General features: G+C 71.8%; 14 protein-coding genes and 1 pseudogene. 4 read left to right on the forward strand and 11 right to left on the reverse strand.

Annotated features, from left to right (window positions below; genetic code table 11):
* Nucleotides 1-103: 103 nt before the first annotated feature.
* Nucleotides 104-1051, forward strand: a complete 948-nt coding sequence (locus OIB37_RS30185; RefSeq protein WP_330462019.1) for a class I SAM-dependent methyltransferase — start codon at nt 104-106, stop codon at nt 1049-1051.
* A pseudogene (locus OIB37_RS30190) lies at nt 1048-2220 on the forward strand (lysylphosphatidylglycerol synthase transmembrane domain-containing protein); the annotation flags it as partial. The gene OIB37_RS30185 and the pseudogene OIB37_RS30190, both read left to right, overlap by 4 nt.
* A gap of 95 nt (nt 2221-2315) precedes the next feature.
* On the opposite strand, the gene OIB37_RS30195 reads toward OIB37_RS30190, so the two are convergent.
* A complete protein-coding gene (locus OIB37_RS30195; protein ID WP_330460775.1) occupies nt 2316-3122 on the reverse strand; it encodes a creatininase family protein in 807 nt (268 codons plus the stop codon).
* Between the two features lie 38 nt (nt 3123-3160).
* On the opposite strand from OIB37_RS30195, the gene ribA reads away from it, so the two are divergent.
* Nucleotides 3161-3820, forward strand: coding sequence for a GTP cyclohydrolase II (gene ribA / locus OIB37_RS30200; RefSeq protein WP_330460776.1), 660 nt, complete (start codon nt 3161-3163; stop codon nt 3818-3820).
* Between the two features lie 50 nt (nt 3821-3870).
* Here the strand turns inward: ribA and OIB37_RS30205 are convergent, their stop codons facing one another.
* The 3 genes from OIB37_RS30205 to OIB37_RS30215 all read right to left on the reverse strand — a co-directional run bounded on the left by OIB37_RS30205 (nt 3871) and on the right by OIB37_RS30215 (nt 7298).
* The gene (locus OIB37_RS30205; RefSeq protein ID WP_330460777.1) at nt 3871-5094 is read right to left on the reverse strand and encodes a serine hydrolase domain-containing protein; all 1224 of its coding nucleotides are present in this window, start codon (nt 5092-5094) and stop codon (nt 3871-3873) included.
* Nucleotides 5095-5211: 117 nt separating this feature from the next.
* Nucleotides 5212-6699 carry an MFS transporter gene (locus tag OIB37_RS30210; protein WP_330460778.1) on the reverse strand — a complete coding sequence of 496 codons (1488 nt, stop codon included), beginning with the start codon at nt 6697-6699 and terminating at the stop codon, nt 5212-5214.
* An 11-nt stretch (nt 6700-6710) separates the two neighbouring features.
* On the reverse strand, nt 6711-7298 hold the full coding sequence (locus OIB37_RS30215; RefSeq protein WP_330460779.1) for a TetR/AcrR family transcriptional regulator: 588 nt from the start codon (nt 7296-7298) through the stop codon (nt 6711-6713).
* A 115-nt stretch (nt 7299-7413) separates the two neighbouring features.
* Between OIB37_RS30215 and OIB37_RS30220 the strand changes: the two genes are divergently transcribed.
* Nucleotides 7414-7851, forward strand: a complete 438-nt coding sequence (locus OIB37_RS30220) for a PPOX class F420-dependent oxidoreductase (RefSeq protein ID WP_330460780.1) — start codon at nt 7414-7416, stop codon at nt 7849-7851.
* 202 nt (nt 7852-8053) lie between these two features.
* Here the strand turns inward: OIB37_RS30220 and OIB37_RS30225 are convergent, their stop codons facing one another.
* From OIB37_RS30225 to tkt, 7 genes are read right to left on the reverse strand one after another with little or no spacing between them, the layout of a single operon-like run.
* Nucleotides 8054-8647 carry a histidine phosphatase family protein gene (locus tag OIB37_RS30225; protein WP_330460781.1) on the reverse strand — a complete coding sequence of 198 codons (594 nt, stop codon included), beginning with the start codon at nt 8645-8647 and terminating at the stop codon, nt 8054-8056.
* A gap of 6 nt (nt 8648-8653) precedes the next feature.
* Entirely contained in the window at nt 8654-9532 is an 879-nt protein-coding gene (gnd, locus tag OIB37_RS30230) for a phosphogluconate dehydrogenase (NAD(+)-dependent, decarboxylating) (RefSeq protein WP_330460782.1), read from the reverse strand.
* A 6-nt stretch (nt 9533-9538) separates the two neighbouring features.
* Nucleotides 9539-11227 (reverse strand): glucose-6-phosphate isomerase, encoded by a 1689-nt coding sequence (gene pgi / locus OIB37_RS30235; protein WP_330460783.1) that lies wholly within the window; start codon nt 11225-11227, stop codon nt 9539-9541.
* A gap of 1 nt (nt 11228) precedes the next feature.
* The gene (gene opcA / locus OIB37_RS30240) at nt 11229-12155 is read right to left on the reverse strand and encodes a glucose-6-phosphate dehydrogenase assembly protein OpcA (protein ID WP_330460784.1); all 927 of its coding nucleotides are present in this window, start codon (nt 12153-12155) and stop codon (nt 11229-11231) included.
* The gene (gene zwf / locus OIB37_RS30245) at nt 12152-13771 is read right to left on the reverse strand and encodes a glucose-6-phosphate dehydrogenase (protein ID WP_330460785.1); all 1620 of its coding nucleotides are present in this window, start codon (nt 13769-13771) and stop codon (nt 12152-12154) included. Before zwf ends, opcA begins: the two co-directional genes overlap by 4 nt.
* Nucleotides 13771-14913, reverse strand: coding sequence for a transaldolase (tal, locus tag OIB37_RS30250; protein WP_330460786.1), 1143 nt, complete (start codon nt 14911-14913; stop codon nt 13771-13773). The genes zwf and tal overlap by 1 nt, the downstream gene beginning before the upstream one ends.
* A gap of 35 nt (nt 14914-14948) precedes the next feature.
* Complete coding sequence (tkt, locus tag OIB37_RS30255; RefSeq protein WP_330460787.1) at nt 14949-17024, reverse strand: transketolase; 2076 nt, start codon at nt 17022-17024, stop codon at nt 14949-14951.
* Nucleotides 17025-17161 lie beyond the last annotated feature (137 nt).

Here is a 17161-nt window from a genome sequence, read left to right on the forward strand (position 1 = left end):
GGTGACCGAGGGAATCCCCGCCCAGCCGGGACCGAGCGGGGCACAGACCTCCCGTCGGGGCCCGGGTGGCGCGCGCGAGGCGGGCTCGGACGAGGAGAGCCGGATGGACAGCGGACAGCGGGAATCCGGGGCCGCGGCCGGGGACTTCCCCGTCATCGCCGGTGCCGGGCCGGTCGGCCGCCCCGGTGAGCGGGCCACCGTACGGCTGCGGCAGGACGAGGCCGAGGAACCGGCGCGGTACGCGCCCGAGTGGCTGCAGTTGCGGGAGGTCGCCGACGCGGCCGCCCGGGCCGACGAGCTGCTGGAGCCGTTGCGGGACCGGGCGGCCGGGCTGCCGGACGGAACCGTGGTGCACGACCTCGGCTGCGGCACCGGTTCGATGGGCCGCTGGCTCGCGCCCCGGCTGGACGGCGCCCAGCACTGGGTCCTGCACGACCGGGACCCGTATCTGCTGCACTTCGCGGCGGTCGCCTCCCCGCGTGTCGCCGCCGACGGCAGCCGGGTCACGGTCGAGACGCGGCGCGGCGACGTCGCCCGGCTCACCCCGGACGCGCTGGCCGGGGCCGCTCTGGTGACGGCCTCGGCGCTCCTCGACGTCCTCACCCGCGAGGAGATCGAGACCCTCGCCGCCGCCTGCGTGGACGCCGAGGTCCCGGCGCTGCTCACGCTGTCCGTCGCGGGCCGCGTCGAACTCACCCCGTCCGACCCGCTGGACACCGAGATCGCCGAGGCGTTCAACGCCCACCAGCGCCGTGGCGGACTGCTCGGCCCCGATGCCGTGACCGTCGCCTGTGAGGCCTTCGCCGAGCGAGGCGCGACGGTCCGGGTCCATCCGAGCCCGTGGCGGCTGGGCCCGGCGGAGTCCGAGCTGACCGCCCAGTGGCTGCGGGGCTGGGTGGGCGCGGCCGTCGAACACCGGCCCGAACTGGGCGAACGCGCCGAGCGTTATCTGCGTGACCGCCTGGCCGCCTGCGAGTCCGGTGAGCTGCGGGTCGTGGTGCACCACAGCGACCTGCTCGCACTGACCCGGCCGGCGGGTGGTGCGGCATGAGCGGGCGGACGGGGGCGTCCGTGGGCGTGGGAGCCGGGCTCCGTACGGCACGGGCCGGAATCCACCTGTGCGTGACGAACGCGCGCAGGCCACGCGTGAGCCCGCGGGCCGACGACGTGGCACCGGCTCCCGGCACCGCGACGGCCGTACTGCCACGGCCCACGCGCGAGCCTGCGTCCCCCGACGCCCTGGACTGCGAGCCCGGTGAGTCCGGTGAGTCCGGTGAGGGGCACGCCGCCCCGGAGTCACCGGCGCGTCGCGGCCTGGGCTCCCGTGCTCTGCGGACCCACTTCGGCACCGTCGCCGGTGTGGCCATCCTCTCCCTGCTGCTGTGGCGGCTGGGCACCGGCGTCCTGCTCGACGGGCTGCGGCGCATCGACACGGTGACCGTGCTGGTGGCGCTGGGGGTCGGAGTGGTCACCACGGTGTTCAGCGCGTGGCGTTGGCAGCTGGTGGCCCGCGGGCTCGGGATCCGGCTGCCGCTGGGTCCTGCGGTGGCCGACTACTACCGGGCGCTGTTCCTGAACGCGGCGCTGCCGGGCGGGGTCCTCGGGGACGTGCACCGGGCGGTGCGGCACGGGCAGAGCGCCGGTGACATGCGGCGCGGTGTGAAGGCGGTGGTGCTGGAGCGGGTCGCGGGGCAGGTGACGCTGGCCGTGGTCGGTGCGGTGGTGCTGCTGGCGCTGCCGTCCCCGGTCCGGGCAGACGTCCGCGGCTTCGCCGCGCCGGTGGCCCTCGCCGCCCTCGGCGCGCTGGCCGTCGTCCTCGCCGTCCGGATGAACCGGGCCCCCTCCCGCCGCGGCGCGGACGCCGGGACTCGTCCGGGCCCGGTGCGGACCGGAGCTCGGGGGAGTTCCACCCTCGGAGAGGCACGCCGGGGCCTGCTGTCCCGGGAGAGCGGGCCGGGTGTCGCCCTGTCCTCCGCCGTCGTGCTCGCCGGCCACCTCGCGATGTTCGTCGTCGCGGCCAGGGTCGCCGGGGCCACGGCCTCGGTGCCGGTGCTGCTGCCGCTCGCGGTCGTCGCCCTGGTGGCCATGGGACTGCCGCTGAACGTCGGCGGGTTCGGCCCCCGTGAGGGTGCCACCGCCTGGGCGTTCGGCGCCGCCGGACTGGGGGCGAGCAACGGGGTCGCGGTCGCCGTCGTGTACGGCGTGCTCAGCTTCGTGGCGAGCCTGCCCGGCGCCGCCGTCCTCGTCGCCCGCTGGTACGCCGGCCTGCGCGGCTCTCCGGTCACGACCCCCGGCTCCCCGGGGACGGCCCCCGGCTACCCGCGCACGGCCCCCGGGTCCCCGGCCGGCTCCGACGTGAGCAGCCGGAAATACGGTCCGAACGCCTCCGTCAGACTGGCCAGCAGTTCCTTCCCCTTTTCCGCCGAACCCAGGGACGGGCGGCCGATGACACCCGATTCGGTATAGGCGGACATTCCCGTGGTGAGCAGATGACGGCGGTCGTCCGCGGTGAAATCGGCGGACTCGTAACCAGGGCGGACGAATTCGGGATGAGCGTGCAGCAGTATGGAGGTCTCGATTTCCCCCGCGTGCATGTCGGTGAGCAGCGAGGTGACCACCCCCGCCGTCTCCCGCGCCGCCTCCCAGTCCTCGGCGGCCGGGAACAGCGCCATCCGCTCCCCTCGCGCGGAGGCCTCCTGTACGACGTTGCCCAGCACGTAGTTGCCACCGTGCCCGTTGACCACGACGAGCGCGTCGACGCCGGAGCGGCGCAGCGACGCCGCGATGTCCCGGACCACCGCGTGGAGGGTCACGGAGGAGATGCTGACGGTCCCCGGCCAGTCCGCGTGCTCGTGCGAGCAGGAGATGGTCACGGGCGGGAGGAGGTGCACCGGGTACGCGGCGGCGATCTCCCGCGCCACGGCACAGGCGACGAGCGTGTCGGTCGCCAGCGGAAGGTACGCGCCGTGCTGTTCGAAGCTGCCGACGGGAAGGACGGCGACCTGAGGTGAGACGCCAGCCCCCCGCGCCCGTACGTCCTTCGTGGTGTCCGCCGGCATCACCCCGTGAGCCACTCCGTACGACGTCCCGTCCGCCGCCGTTCGCGCGCCCGAACCACTCATCTTTTCACGGCCTTTCGTCTCTGTTGAGGAATCAGATCATGACAGAAAACACCGGTGCCTTCGGCAAGAAGTCCTCGCGGCGTTCGGGTGCGGAACGCGTCGTGAATGCCCCGCTTCCCACCGTGTACGGGAAATTCCAGGCGATCGGCTACCTGGACCACGACCGCGGCGACGAGCAGGTCGCCCTCGTGTACGGCGATATCGCCGCCGAGAACGTGCTGACCCGGCTGCACTCGGAATGCCTGACCGGAGACGCGTTCGGCTCCCAGCACTGCGAGTGCGGCGACCAGCTGGCCTCCTCGCTGCGCGCGGTGGTTGCCGAAGGCAGCGGCATCGTCGTCTACTTGAGGGGCCACGAGGGCCGCGGCATCGGACTGCTGGCCAAGCTGCGCGCGATGGCCCTCCAGGCGGAAGGCCTGGACACGGTCGAGGCGAACCTGGCGCTCGGGCTGCCCGTGGACGCCCGCGACTACGGTGTGGCGGCCGAGATCCTGCACGATCTCGGGGTGCGCTCGGTCCGGCTGATGTCCAACAACCCCCGCAAGCGCGAGGCGTTGACGAAGCACGGCATCCGGGTCGCCGAGCAGGTGCCGCTGCTGATCGAGCCGTGCGAGAGCAACATCACCTATCTGCGCACGAAGCGGGAGCGCCTGGACCACCACCTGCCCCACCTGGACGCCGTCGCGCACGGCTCCTGACGGGAGGGCGGCGGCCCGCACGCTCCCGTCGGGGGCCGTGACCGGACCGGTCAGTCCGCCAGGGTCTCGTACACCAGCCGCCGCAGCTCCGGGAAGAGCTTCAGCTTCTTCGGCCGCACCTGGGTCATGAACTGCACCGTCAGGTCGTGACCCGGGTCGACCCAGAACGCCGTGGTGGCCACGCCGGTCCAGCCGTACGTGCCGAGGCGGGACGGGGACAGGGTGCGGGAGGGGTCGACGACGACGGAGACGTTGAAGCCGAACCCCAGGCCGTCGTTGCCGCGTTCCTGGTGCGCGGGAGCGCCGAAGGAACGCAGGACGGCGTCGTCGGGCAGCTGGTTGCGGGTCATCAGGGCCAGCGTGTCCGGCTCCAGCAGGCGGACGCCCGCCGACTCGCCGCCCCGGCGCAGCATGTCGGTGAACCGGTGGTAGTCGCCGGCGGTGGACACCAGGCCCCCGCTGCCGGACAGGAACCGCGGCCGGCCCCGCACCGGGAGCCCCGGGATCGGCTCGATACCGCCGTCCTCCGTCTCGCCGTACAACTCGGCCAGCCGTGCGCCCTGTTCGGGGGTGATGTGGAAGCCCGTGTCGGTCATGCCGAGCGGGCGGAAGATCCGTTCGGCGAAGAAGACGTCCAGCGGCTGCCCCGAGACCACCTCGATCACGCGGCCCAGCACGTTGGAGGCGACCGAGTAGTTCCACTGCGTGCCCGGTTCGAACTGGAGCGGCAGGCGCGCGTACACGTCCATCGTCTCGGCGAGGTCCGCGCCCGGTGGCACGGAGGAGCCGAGGCCTGCCTCGCGGTAGAGGGCGTCGACGGGGTGCTGATGGTAGAAGGCGAAGGTCAGCCCCGCGGTGTGGGTGAGCAGATGCCGGATCAGGATCGGGCCGGCTGCCGGACGCGTGCGTACGTCCGCGCCCGAACCGCTCTCGTACACGCGGGGGTTGGCAAAAGCCGGGAGGTACCGGTCGAGCGGATCGTCGAGGGACAGCCTGCCCTCCTCCACCAGCAGCAGCACCGCGACCGCGGTGACGGGCTTGGTCATGGAGTAGATCCGCCACAGCGTGTCCGTCTCGACCGGCAGGCCGGCCGCCAGGTCCCGGTGCCCGTACGTGGTGAGGTGGGCGACGCGGCCGCCGCGGGCCACGGCCACCAGATAGCCGGGCAGCCGCCCCTCGTCCACGTGGCGGGCGAAGTACCGGTCGAGGCGGCCCAGCGCCTTCCCGTCCAGCCCGGCCTCGGCCGGGTCGGCTTCCTGTCGCAACTGTGCCATCGCTCTCCTCCGGTCACGTTCGTACGCGTGCGGTCGTACGTGTGCGGCCGGCCCGGCCGGATCGGCCTGGCCGAGATTCGGCGTGGCCAAGATCGGCCCGGCCGGCCGCACGATGCCTCATCGTCGCGCAGGAACCCCGGGGGACACCCGCTCATCAGGGGTTTGTGTGATCGACGCGACGCCGCGACCCGGCAGCGCGCGGGCGGCCGGCACCGCGACCGCGGCCACGGCGGCGAGGACGAGCAGCGTGGTTCCCGCTCCCGCTCCCGCGCCCGCCAGCGCCGTGGCCGTGGCGACACCCACGACGGGGCCGACGTTCAGTGCGGTCTGCTGCAGCCCGCCCGCCACCCCGGCCGCCGCCACCTCGGCCCGCCGTACGACGACCTGTGTGGCCGCCACCATCACCGTGCCGAACCCGGCGCCCAGCAAGGCGAATCCGCAGCCCAGCGCGAGTGCTGTGGTCGACCGGGACAGCGTGAGCACGCCGAGCGCGAGCACCGCCGTAGCGGCCCCCGTCGTCCACCGTGCCCCGAACCGCCGTAGCAGCACGGGGCACAGGGGAGCGGAGAGCACCATGAGGAGTGCCAACGGCAGGCTGCGCAGCGCGCTGTGGAACGGGTCGAGTCCGAGCCGCCGTTGCAGGACGTACGTCAGCGTGAACACCGTGCCGAAGAGCGAGGCCGACGCGGCGACCAGGACGGCGAGCGCCGCCCCCACGACCGGCGAGCCGATCACCCCGGGCGGCAGCAGCGGGCTCGCGGTACGCCGCTCGTGCCACAGGAACGCGGCACCGGTGAGCGCGGCGGCACCGAGTCCGGCCGCGGTGGCGGCACCGGAGGCGGGCAGCGCGACCAGCGTGTGCACGAGGCAGGCCAAGGTCACCGCGAGCAGCAGGGCGCCGGGCAGATCGAGGGCGGGGCGGGAGGCGCCGGCCTCGGACGGGTGCGAGGAGGAGCCGGACCCGGACCCGGACGGGTGCGGGGAAGAGTCGGCACCGGACACGTGTGGGGAGGCGCCTGCCTCGGACGGGTGCGAGGAGGACCCGGACCCGGACCCGGACGGGTGCGGGTCGGGGGTGGCGCGGTCCAGGCCCCGCAGGGCCGCCAGGCCGAAGACCGGCGCCGGCAGCGCGCTCAGGAAGAACACCGCCCGCCAGCCCAGCCAGCCGACCAGCGCCCCGCCGGCCAGTGGTCCCACGGCCGCCGCCAGCCCGATCGCGCTGGTCCGCACCGCGAGGGGCGCCGCGAGCCTGTCCGGCGGGTACGCCGCCCGCAGCATGCCGAGCGTCGCGGGCTGGAGCAGCGCCCCGAACACGCCCTGCGCGGCGCGCAGTCCGATCACCCAGCCGATGCCGGGCGCGATGCCGATACCCGCCGACGCGACGCCGAAGCCGAGCATGCCGAGCGCGAACAGGCGCCGCTGCCCGTACCGGTCACCGAGCCGTCCCGCGAACACCAGCAGGCTCGCCACCGTCACCAGATACGCGGTACTGGTCCACTGCGCCTGGGCGAACGACGCGTCAAGTGACCGTTGCAGCGAGGGCTGGGCGACCGTGAGGACCGTACCGTCCAGGGCGACGAGAACGGCACCGGCCACACTGCTCACCAGAGTGAGGTTCACCGCTCGCCGTCCCGCGACCCGAGGTGGGCGGTCAGAGCCGTTTCCAGGAGCGGGCCGAAGTCCGTGTCACCGGTGGCGAGTTGCAGGCTGCCCCAGCGCCACAGCTGGGCGAGACCGTGCAGGTTGGCCCACAGGGCGCCCGCGACCTGCCGTGCCTCGGCGTCGGGGCGGACCTGCGCCACGAGGTCCGCGAGCAGCCCGAAGAGGGGGAGGCTCGTCTCGCGCAGTCCCAAGTGGCCGCTCTCCAGCACGTCATGACGGAACATCAGTTCGTACATGCCGGGGTGATCCAGCGCGAACCGGAGGTACGTCCGTGCCAGCGCGGTCACCTGCTCACGCGGACCGGCACCCGCGTTCTCGGCGAGCGTGGCCCCCACCCGGCCGGCCAGGTCGGTGAACCCCCGGCGGGCGATGGCGGACAGCAGCTCCAGATGGGTGGGGAAGTAGCGGCGCGGCGCCCCGTGCGAGACCCCCGTGCGCCGGGCGATCTCCCGCAGCGTCAGCGCCTCGGCGCCCTCGGCGGCCACCAGTGCCACACCGACGTCGACCAGGCGCGCCCGCAGGCTGGTGTCGGATTCAGTCATAGACAGTGTCTACCAGGATGGGTAGACACTGTCTACCCATCCTGGTGGTCCCCTTGTGTGCCCTGACCGCCGTACCGGGGGAATGCCGGGCCCGCCGCGAGAAGTTGACCTGGATATGACTCAGGACTCGACGCAGGACGAACTGCTCAAGCTGCTCTCCGAAGGGCACGGCGGGGTGCTGGTCACCCTCAAGAGCGACGGCCGCCCCCAGCTGTCCAATGTCAGCCACGCCTACGACCCCGACGAGCGCCTCATCCGTATCTCGGTCACCGACGACCGAGCCAAGACCCGCAACCTGCGCCGTGACCCCCGGGCCTCGTACCACGTCACCAGCGAGGACCGCTGGGCGTACACGGTCGCCGAGGGGATGGCCGAACTGTCGCCGGTCGCCGCGGACCCGCACGACGAGACCGTCGAGGAGCTGGTCCGGCTCTACCGGGACGTCCTCGGCGAGCACCCGGACTGGGACGACTTCCGGGCCGCCATGGTCCGCGACCGCCGCCTGGTGGTGCGTCTGCCCGTCGACCGGGCGTACGGGGTGCCCAGGCGCTGACCCGTGCGCCGGGCGCGCGGCACGCCGACGGCTCCGGACGCGCACCGCCGTCCCGCCGTGTTGCCCCCGGAGCCCGCTGTCGGGGCGGGCCGAGCGCGCCGGACCGGTTGCCGGCAGCACCGCGGCCCGGGTCACACGTGGTGACCCGGGCCGCGGGCGATGCGGTTGTGCGATTGCGCGGTGTGTGGTTACGCGCTCGCCGTCACGGGCGCGTGTTCCACTCGGCGATCACGGGCCGGCCGTGTTCCAAGGACAGCCGGCTGACCGTGCCGGTCGCCAGCTGGAACAGGCGGCCCTCGGACGGCGGCAGGCCCAGCCGGCGGGCGGCAAGCACCCGCAGGAAGTGGCCGTGCGCCACCAGGACCACGTCACCGTCGTCCGCGTCGAACGCCTTCTCCAGCCGGGCCAGGACCCGGTCGGCACGCGCCCCGATCTCCTCGGGCGACTCCCCGGGGTGACCCTCGGGGCCGGGCGGGACGCCGTCCCGCCACAGGTACCAGTCGGGACGGGTACGGCGGATGTCGACGGTGGTGATGCCCTCGTAGCCGCCGTAGTCCCATTCGTGCAGGTCGGGGTCTGTCGCAGCCCCGGCCAGGCCCGCCAGTTCGGCAGTGCGCACCGCGCGGGCCAGCGGACTGGTCAGCACGAGAGCGCGCGGCCGCTCGGCGAGGAGCGGAGCGAGGGACTTGGCCTGGTCCTCACCGTTCGGGGTGAGGGCCAGATCGGTCCAGCTGGTGTGCCGGCCCGACACACTCCACTCCGTCTCGCCGTGGCGGACCAGCAGTAGATCGCCCACAGCGGGTCAGTCCTTCTTCTCCACGGCGTGGCCGCCGAACTGGTTGCGCAGCGCCGCGATCATCTTCATCTGCGGCGAGTCGTCCTGACGCGAGGCGAACCGCGCGAACAGCGACGCGGTGATCGCGGGCAGCGGCACGGCGTAGTCGATGGCGGCCTCGACCGTCCAGCGGCCCTCGCCGGAGTCGTCCGCGTAGCCGCGGAGCTTGTCCAGGTGCTCGTCGTCGTTCAGGGCGTTGACCGCGAGGTCGAGCAGCCAGGAACGGATGACCGTGCCCTCCTGCCAGGAGCGGAAGACCTCGCGGACGTTGTCCACGGAGTCGGCCTTCTCCAGCAGCTCCCAGCCCTCGGCGTAGGCCTGCATCATGGCGTACTCGATGCCGTTGTGGACCATCTTCGAGAAGTGGCCCGCGCCGACGCGGCCCGCGTGGACGTAGCCGTACGGGCCCTCGGGCTTGAGCGCGTCGAAGATCGGGCGGAGCCGCTCCACGTTCTCGTCGCTGCCGCCGACCATCAGGGCGTAGCCGTTCTGCAGGCCCCACACGCCGCCGGAGACGCCCGCGTCGACGAAGCCGATGCCCTTGACGCCGAGTTCGGCGGCGTGCTTCTCGTCGTCGGTCCAGCGGGAGTTGCCGCCGTCCACGACGATGTCGCCGGGGGACAGCAGGTCCCGCAGCTCGTCGATGACGATCTGGGTGGCGGTGCCGGCCGGGACCATCACCCAGACCACGCGCGGGCCTTCGAGCTTCTCGACCATCTCGGCGAGGCTCTTGGCGTCCGAGAGTTCGGGATTGCGGTCGTAGCCGATGACGGTGTGGCCCGAGCGGCGCAGCCGCTCGCGCATGTTGCCGCCCATCTTGCCGAGGCCGATGAGTCCGAGCTGCATGTCAGTTCACTTCCCTAGAGAACGGTAGGCGGCGACGAGGGCCGTGGTGGAGGGGTCGAGGCCGGGTACGTCGGCGCCTTCGGTGAGCGCGGGCTCGATGCGCTTGGCGAGGACCTTGCCGAGCTCGACGCCCCACTGGTCGAAGGAGTCGATGTTCCACACGGCGCCCTGGACGAACACCTTGTGCTCGTAGAGGGCGATCAGCTGGCCGAGCACCGAGGGCGTCAGCTCGCCGGCGAGGAGAGTCGTGGTGGGGTGGCCGCCGCGGAAGGTGCGGTGCGAGACCTGCTCCTCGGCGACGCCCTCCGCGCGGACCTCGTCGGCGGTCTTGCCGAAGGCCAGCGCCTGCGTCTGGGCGAAGAAGTTGGCCATCAACAGGTCGTGCTGGGCCCTGAGTTCCTCGTTCAGCTCGTCCGCGGGACGGGCGAAGCCGACGAAGTCTGCCGGGGCCAGCTTGGTGCCCTGGTGGATCAACTGGTAGTAGGCGTGCTGCCCGTTGGTGCCGGGCGTGCCCCACACCACCGGGCCGGTCTGCCACTCCACCGGACGCCCGTCGCGCTGCACCGACTTGCCGTTGGACTCCATGTCCAGCTGCTGGAGGTACGCGGTGAACTTCGACAGGTAGTGGCTGTACGGCAGCACCGCCAGCGACTGGGCGTCGAAGAAGTTGTTGTACCAGATGCCCAGCAGGCCCATGAGCAGCGGGGCGTTGGCCTCGGCGGGCGCGGTGCGGAAGTGCTCGTCGACGGTGTGGAAGCCGTCCAGCATCTCGCGGAAGCGGTCCGGACCGATGGCGATCATCAGCGACAGGCCGATGGCCGAGTCGTACGAGTAGCGGCCGCCGACCCAGTCCCAGAACTCGAACATGTTGTCGACGTCGATGCCGAACCCGGAAACCTTCTCCGCGTTCGTCGACAGCGCCACGAAGTGCTTCGCGACGGCCTTTTCTCCCCCACTCTCGACTTCGCTCGAGCGGGAGGTGCCCCCACCGCCCAGGGCGGCGAGCAGCCAGGAGCGGGCCGAGGTGGCGTTGGTGATCGTCTCGATCGTGGTGAACGTCTTGGAGGCGACGATGAACAGCGTCTCCTCCGGGTCCAGGTCACGGATCGCCTCGTGCAGGTCGGCGCCGTCCACGTTCGACACGAACCGGAACGTCAGGTCGCGGTCGCTGTACGGACGCAGGGCCTCGTACGCCATCGCCGGACCGAGGTCGGAGCCGCCGATGCCGATGTTGACGACGTTCTTGATGCGCTTGCCGGTGTGGCCGGTCCACTCGCCCGAGCGGACCCGCTCGGCGAAGGCGGTCATCTTGTCGAGCACGGCGTGCACGGCCGGGACGACGTTCTCGCCGTCGACCTCGATCACGGCGTCCCGCGGGGCGCGCAGCGCGGTGTGCAGCACGGCACGCCGCTCGGTGACGTTGATCTTCTCACCGCGGAACATGGCGTCCCGCAGCCCGAAGACGTCGGTGGCCGTGGCGAGTTCCTGGAGCAGGGCCAGGATCTCGTCGGTGACCAGGTTCTTGCTGTAGTCGATGTACAGGTCGCCCACCCGGACGACGTACCGCTCGGCGCGGCCGGGGTCCGCCGCGAACAGATCGCGCAGCGACGGAACCCCCTTGGCGCGCTGGTCGGAGAGGGCCGTCCACTGGGGGCGGCGGGTGAGCAGGGGGGTGTCTGACGGAGCGTCGGACATGTCAGGCGTTCTCCTTGGCGGCCTCGCCCTGCAGGGCGATGGCGTACATCTCGTCGGCGTCGAGGCGCCGCAGCTCCTCGGCGATGAGTTCGGAGGTCTGGCGGACCTTCAGGGCGAGGGTGCGCGGCGGCTGGCCCGGCAGGGTCAGCGTGGCGAGCGGGCCTTCGGGCCGGTCGATGACGATCTCACCGGCCGCGGTGCCCAGGCGTACGGCCGTGACGACCGGACCCGCGGTGACGACCCGGTCCACGGGCACGTGCAGGCGGGCCTCCAGCCAGCGGGCGAGGAGCTCGGCGCTGGGGTTGTCCGCCTCGGCCTCCACGGCCGCCGACGTCACCTTCACCCGCGCCTGGTCCAGGGCGGCGGCCAGCATCGAGCGCCACGGGGTGAGCCGGGTCCAGGCGAGGTCGGTGTCGCCGGGCGCGTAGTTGCGCTTGCGGGTCTCCAGCAGCTCGAGCGGACGGTCGACCGCGTACAGGTCGGTGATCCGCCGCTGGGCGAGGGCGCCGAGCCGGTCCTTTGAGGGCGACTCGGGCGCGTCCACCGGCCACCACACGACCACCGGGGCGTCCGGCAGCAGCAGCGGCAGGACGACCGAGCCGGCGTGGTCGGACACCTCGCCGTAGGTGCGCAGGATGACCGTCTCGCCGGTGCCGGCCTCGGTGCCCACGCGGACCTCGGCGTCCAGCCGCGAGGAGGTGCGGTCGCGCAGGTTGCGCACGTGCCGCCGGATGACGACCAGGGTCCGCATCGGGTGCTCGTGCGAGGCGTCCTCGGCGGCCTTGATCGCGTCGTAGGCGTTCTCCTCGTCCGTGACGATGACCATCGTCAGGACCATGCCCACGGCAGGCGTGCCGAGGGCGCGGCGGCCGTCCACCAGCGCCTTGTTGATCTTGCTTGCCGTGGTGTCGGTCAGGTCGATCTTCATGGCCTGCGCCAGCTCCGTCCGTCTCGTGCGAGCATCTCGTCGGCTTCCCTGGGGCCCCAGCTGCCCGACGCGTACTGCGCGGGCGTGCCGTGCTTGTCCCAGTACTCCTCGATCGGGTCGAGGATCTTCCAGGACTCTTCCACTTCCTGGAGGCGGGGGAACAGGTTGGCGTCGCCGAGCAGCACGTCCAGGATGAGCCGCTCGTAGGCCTCGGGGCTCGACTCGGTGAAGGACTCGCCGTAGGCGAAGTCCATCGACACGTCCCGGATCTCCATCGAGGTGCCGGGCACCTTCGAGCCGAACCGGACGGTCATGCCCTCGTCGGGCTGGACGCGGATGACGATCGCGTTCTGGCCCAGCTCCTCCGTGGCGGTGGAGTCGAACGGCGAGTGCGGGGCCCGCTTGAAGACCACCGCGATCTCGGTGACCCGGCGGCCAAGACGCTTGCCGGCGCGCAGGTAGAACGGCACGCCCGCCCAGCGGCGGTTGTCGATGCCCAGCTTGATCGCGGCGAAGGTGTCGGTCTTGGAGTCGGGGTCGATACCGTCCTCCTCGAGGTAGCCGACGACCTTCTCGCCGCCCTGCCACGCGCCCGCGTACTGGCCGCGGACGGTGTGCTCGCCGAGGTCCTCCGGCAGCCGCACCGACTTCAGGACCTTCAGCTTCTCGGTGAGCAGCGACTCCGCGTCGAACGCGATCGGCTCCTCCATCGCGGTGAGCGCGAGCAGCTGGAGCAGGTGGTTCTGGATGACGTCACGGGCGGCGCCGATGCCGTCGTAGTACCCCGCGCGGCCACCGATGCCGATGTCCTCGGCCATGGTGATCTGCACGTGGTCGACGTAGCTGCGGTTCCAGATGGGCTCGTACATCTGGTTGGCGAAGCGCAGCGCCAGGATGTTCTGGACGGTCTCCTTGCCGAGGTAGTGGTCGATCCGGAACACCTGGTCCGGCTCGAACACCTCGTGCACGACCTTGTTCAGCTCCTCGGCCGACTTCAGGTCGTGGCCGAACGGCTTCTCGATGACCGCGCGCCGCCAGGCGCCCTCCGGCGCGTCCGCCAGGTCGTGCTTCTTCAGCTGCTGCACGACCTTGGGGAAGAACTTCGGCGGCACCGAGAGGTAGAACGCGAAGTTGCCGCCGGTGCCCCGGGAGGCGTCCAGCTCGTCGACGGCCTGCTTCAGCTGGTCGAAGGCGGCGTCGTCGCCGAAGTCACCCGGGATGAACCGCATGCCCTCGGCGAGCTGCTGCCACACCTCCTCGCGGAAGGGGGTGCGGGCGTGCTCCTTGACGGAGTCGTGCACGACCTGCGCGAAGTCCTGGTCCTCCCACTCCCGGCGGGCGAAGCCCACCAGCGAGAAGCCCGGCGGCAGCAGACCGCGGTTGGCCAGGTCGTACACGGCCGGCATGAGCTTCTTGCGGGACAGGTCACCGGTCACACCGAAGATGACCAGTCCGGACGGGCCGGCGATGCGGGGCAGCCGGCGGTCGCGGGCGTCGCGCAGCGGGTTGTCCCAGTCGGCCACCGGGGTGACCGGGACGCGCACCGCCTCGGCGGGGCGCGCCTTCGGCTCAGCCTTGGCGGCGGGCGCCTTCGGCTCAGCAGCCTTGGTCGTCATTACGCGTCCACTCCCTTGCTCTTCAGGGACTCGGTGACGGCGCCCAGCAGCTCGATCCAGGCCGCCTCGAACTTGGCGACGGCCTCGTCCTCCAGCTGCTGGACGACCTCGTCGTAGGAGATGCCGAAGCCCTCCACGGCGGCGAGGTCGGCGCGGGCCTGCTCGTAGCCGCCGGTGATCGTGTCGCCGGTGATCTCGCCGTGGTCGGCGGTGGCGATCAGGGTGGCCTCGGGCATCGTGTTGACGGTGCCCGGCGCGACCAGCTCGTCCACGTACAGGGTGTCCTTGTACGACGGGTCCTTCACACCGGTGGAGGCCCACAGCGGACGCTGCTTGTTGGCGTTGCCGCCGACCAGGGCCAGCCAGCGGTCGGAGGAGAAGACCTCCTCGTAGGCCTCGTAGGCCAGACGGGCGTTGGCAAGAGCCGCGCGGCCCTTGAGCGCGAGGGCCTCGTCGGTGCCGATCGCGGTCAGGCGCTTGTCGATCTCCGAGTCCACGCGGGACACGAAGAAGGACGCCACCGAGTGGATCACCGACAGGTCCAGGCCGCGCTCCTTGGCCTTCTCCAGGCCGGCCAGGTAGGCGTCCATGACCTCGCGGTAGCGCTCCAGCGAGAAGATCAGGGTCACGTTGACGCTGATGCCGAGGCCGATGACCTCGGTGATCGCCGGCAGACCCGCCTTGGTGGCCGGGATCTTGATCATCACGTTGGGGCGGTCGACCAGCCAGTTCAGCTGCTTGGCCTCGGCGACCGTCGCCACGGTGTCGTGGGCGAGACGGGGGTCGACCTCGATGGAGACCCGGCCGTCGCGGCCCTCGGAGGCGTCGTAGACCGGACGCAGGATGTCGCAGGCCGCCCGCACGTCGGCGGTGGTCATCATGCGCACGGCCTCGTCGACCGTGACGCCGCGCACCGCGAGGTCGGCCAGCTCCGCGTCGTAGCCCTCACCGGAGCCGATGGCGGCCTGGAAGATCGACGGGTTGGTGGTGACGCCCACGACGCCGCCGTTCTCCACCAGCGCGGCCAGGCTGCCCGAGGTGATCCGCTTGCGCGACAGGTCGTCCAGCCAGACCGACACGCCCTCGTCGGCGAGACGCTTGAGGGCTCCGGGGGTGGCGATTGCTTCGGTCACAGTGCTCATCTTTCTTCGTCGCGTGTTTCTTTGTCGCGGTGGGATCAGGCGCGGGCGGCGGCGAGCGACTCGCGGGCGTTCGCGGCCACGTTCTCGGGGGTGAAGCCGTACTCGGCGAACAGGGTGCCGGCGGCGGCGGAGGCACCGAAGTGCTCCAGGGAGACGATCCGGCCGGCGTCACCGACGTACCGGTACCAGGTCAGGCCGATGCCGGCCTCGACGGCGACGCGCGCCTTCACGGCGGGCGGCAGGACGCTCTCGCGGTAGGCCTGCGGCTGCTCCTCGAACCACTCCACGCACGGCATGGACACCACGCGCGTGCCGGTGCCCTCGGCCTCCAGGGCCTCCCGGGCGGCGACGGCGAGCTGCACCTCGGAGCCGGTCGCGATGATGATCACCTCCGGGACCTCGGTCGAGGACTCGACGAGCACGTAGCCGCCCTTGGCCGCGTCCTCGTTGGGAGCGTACGTCGGCACGCCCTGACGGGTGAGCGCGAGGCCGTGCGGGGCCGGGTCGGTGGCGTGCCTCTTCAGGATCTCGGCCCAGGCGGTCGTGGTCTCGTTGGCGTCCGCCGGGCGGACGACGTTCAGGCCCGGGATGGCGCGCAGGGAGGCCAGGTGCTCGACCGGCTGGTGGGTCGGGCCGTCCTCGCCGAGACCGACGGAGTCGTGCGTCCAGACGTACGTCACCGGCAGCTGCATCAGGGCCGACATGCGTACGGCGTTGCGCATGTAGTCGGAGAACACCAGGAAGGTGCCGCCGTAGATGCGGGTGTTGCCGTGCAGGGCGATGCCGTTCATCTCCGCGGCCATCGAGAACTCGCGGATTCCGTAGTGGACCGTACGGCCGTACGGGTTCGCCTCGGGCAGCGGGTTGCCCTTCGGCAGGAAGGAGCTGGAGCTGTCGATGGTGGTGTTGTTGGAGCCGGCGAGGTCGGCGGAGCCGCCCCACAGCTCGGGCAGCACCGGGCCGAGCGCCTGCAGCACCTTGCCGGAGGCGGCGCGGGTGGCGACGGACGTGCCCTCCGCGAACACCGGCAGGGCGTCCTGCCAGCCCTCGGGCAGCTCACCCTTGCTGACGCGGTCGAACAGCTCCGCGCGCTCGGGGTTCTCGGTGCGCCACTCGGCGATCTTCTTGTCCCAGGCGGCGTGCGACTCGGCACCCCGGTCCAGGGCGCGGCGGGCGTGGGCGAGGACCTCGTCGGAGACCTCGAAGGACTTCTCCGGGTCGAAGCCGAGGACGCGCTTGGTGGCGGCGATCTCCTCGGCGCCGAGCGCGGAACCGTGGGAGGCCTCGGTGTTCTGGGCGGTCGGGGCGGGCCAGGCGATGATCGTGCGCATGGCGATGATCGAGGGACGGCCGGTCTCCTCGCGCGCGGACTTCAGCGCCGCGTACAGGGAGGCGACGTCGATGTCGCCCTCGGCGGTGGGCTCGATGCGCTGGGTGTGCCAGCCGTAGGCCTCGTACCGCTTGAGGACGTCCTCGGAGAACGCGGTCTCGGTGTCGCCCTCGATGGAGATGTGGTTGTCGTCGTAGAGGAAGACCAGGTTGCCGAGCTTCTGGTGGCCGGCGAGCGAGGAGGCCTCGGCGGAGACGCCCTCCTCCAGGTCGCCGTCGGAGACGATCGCCCAGATGGTGTGGTCGAAGGGGGAGGCGCCCTCGGGGGCCTCCGGGTCGAACAGACCGCGCTCGTAGCGGGCGGCCATGGCCATGCCCACCGCGTTGGCGGCACCCTGGCCGAGCGGGCCGGTGGTGGTCTCGACGCCGGCGGTGTGGCCGTACTCCGGGTGACCGGGCGTCTTCGAGCCCTGCGTGCGGAACGCCTTCAGGTCGTCCAGCTCCAGCTCGTAGCCGGACAGGAAGAGCTGGGTGTACAGGGTCAGGGAGGTGTGACCCGGGGAGAGTACGAAGCGGTCGCGGCCGGTCCACTCCGGGTCGGCCGGGTCATGCTTCATCAACTTCTGAAAGATCATGTACGCGGCAGGAGCCAGGCTCATCGCGGTGCCCGGGTGGCCATTGCCGACCTTCTGCACGGCGTCGGCCGCGAGAAGACGGGCCGTATCCACGGCGCGCCGGTCGAGATCGGTCCACTCGAAGCTGTCGGATGTCTGCATGGTCATCTTCAAGAAGTCCTCGTTCAGTGCATGATCGCTGGTCTTTCGCGTTCAAACTTAAAAGTCAGACTTTTTTGAGGAAAGGTCGGGGTGTGTCAGCCTGTGGTGAATCTGGGACACCGATCGCCTGATAGGAGCGGCAA

The sequence above is a fragment of the Streptomyces sp. NBC_00820 genome (assembly GCF_036347055.1).
Lineage (GTDB): Bacteria > Actinomycetota > Actinomycetes > Streptomycetales > Streptomycetaceae > Streptomyces.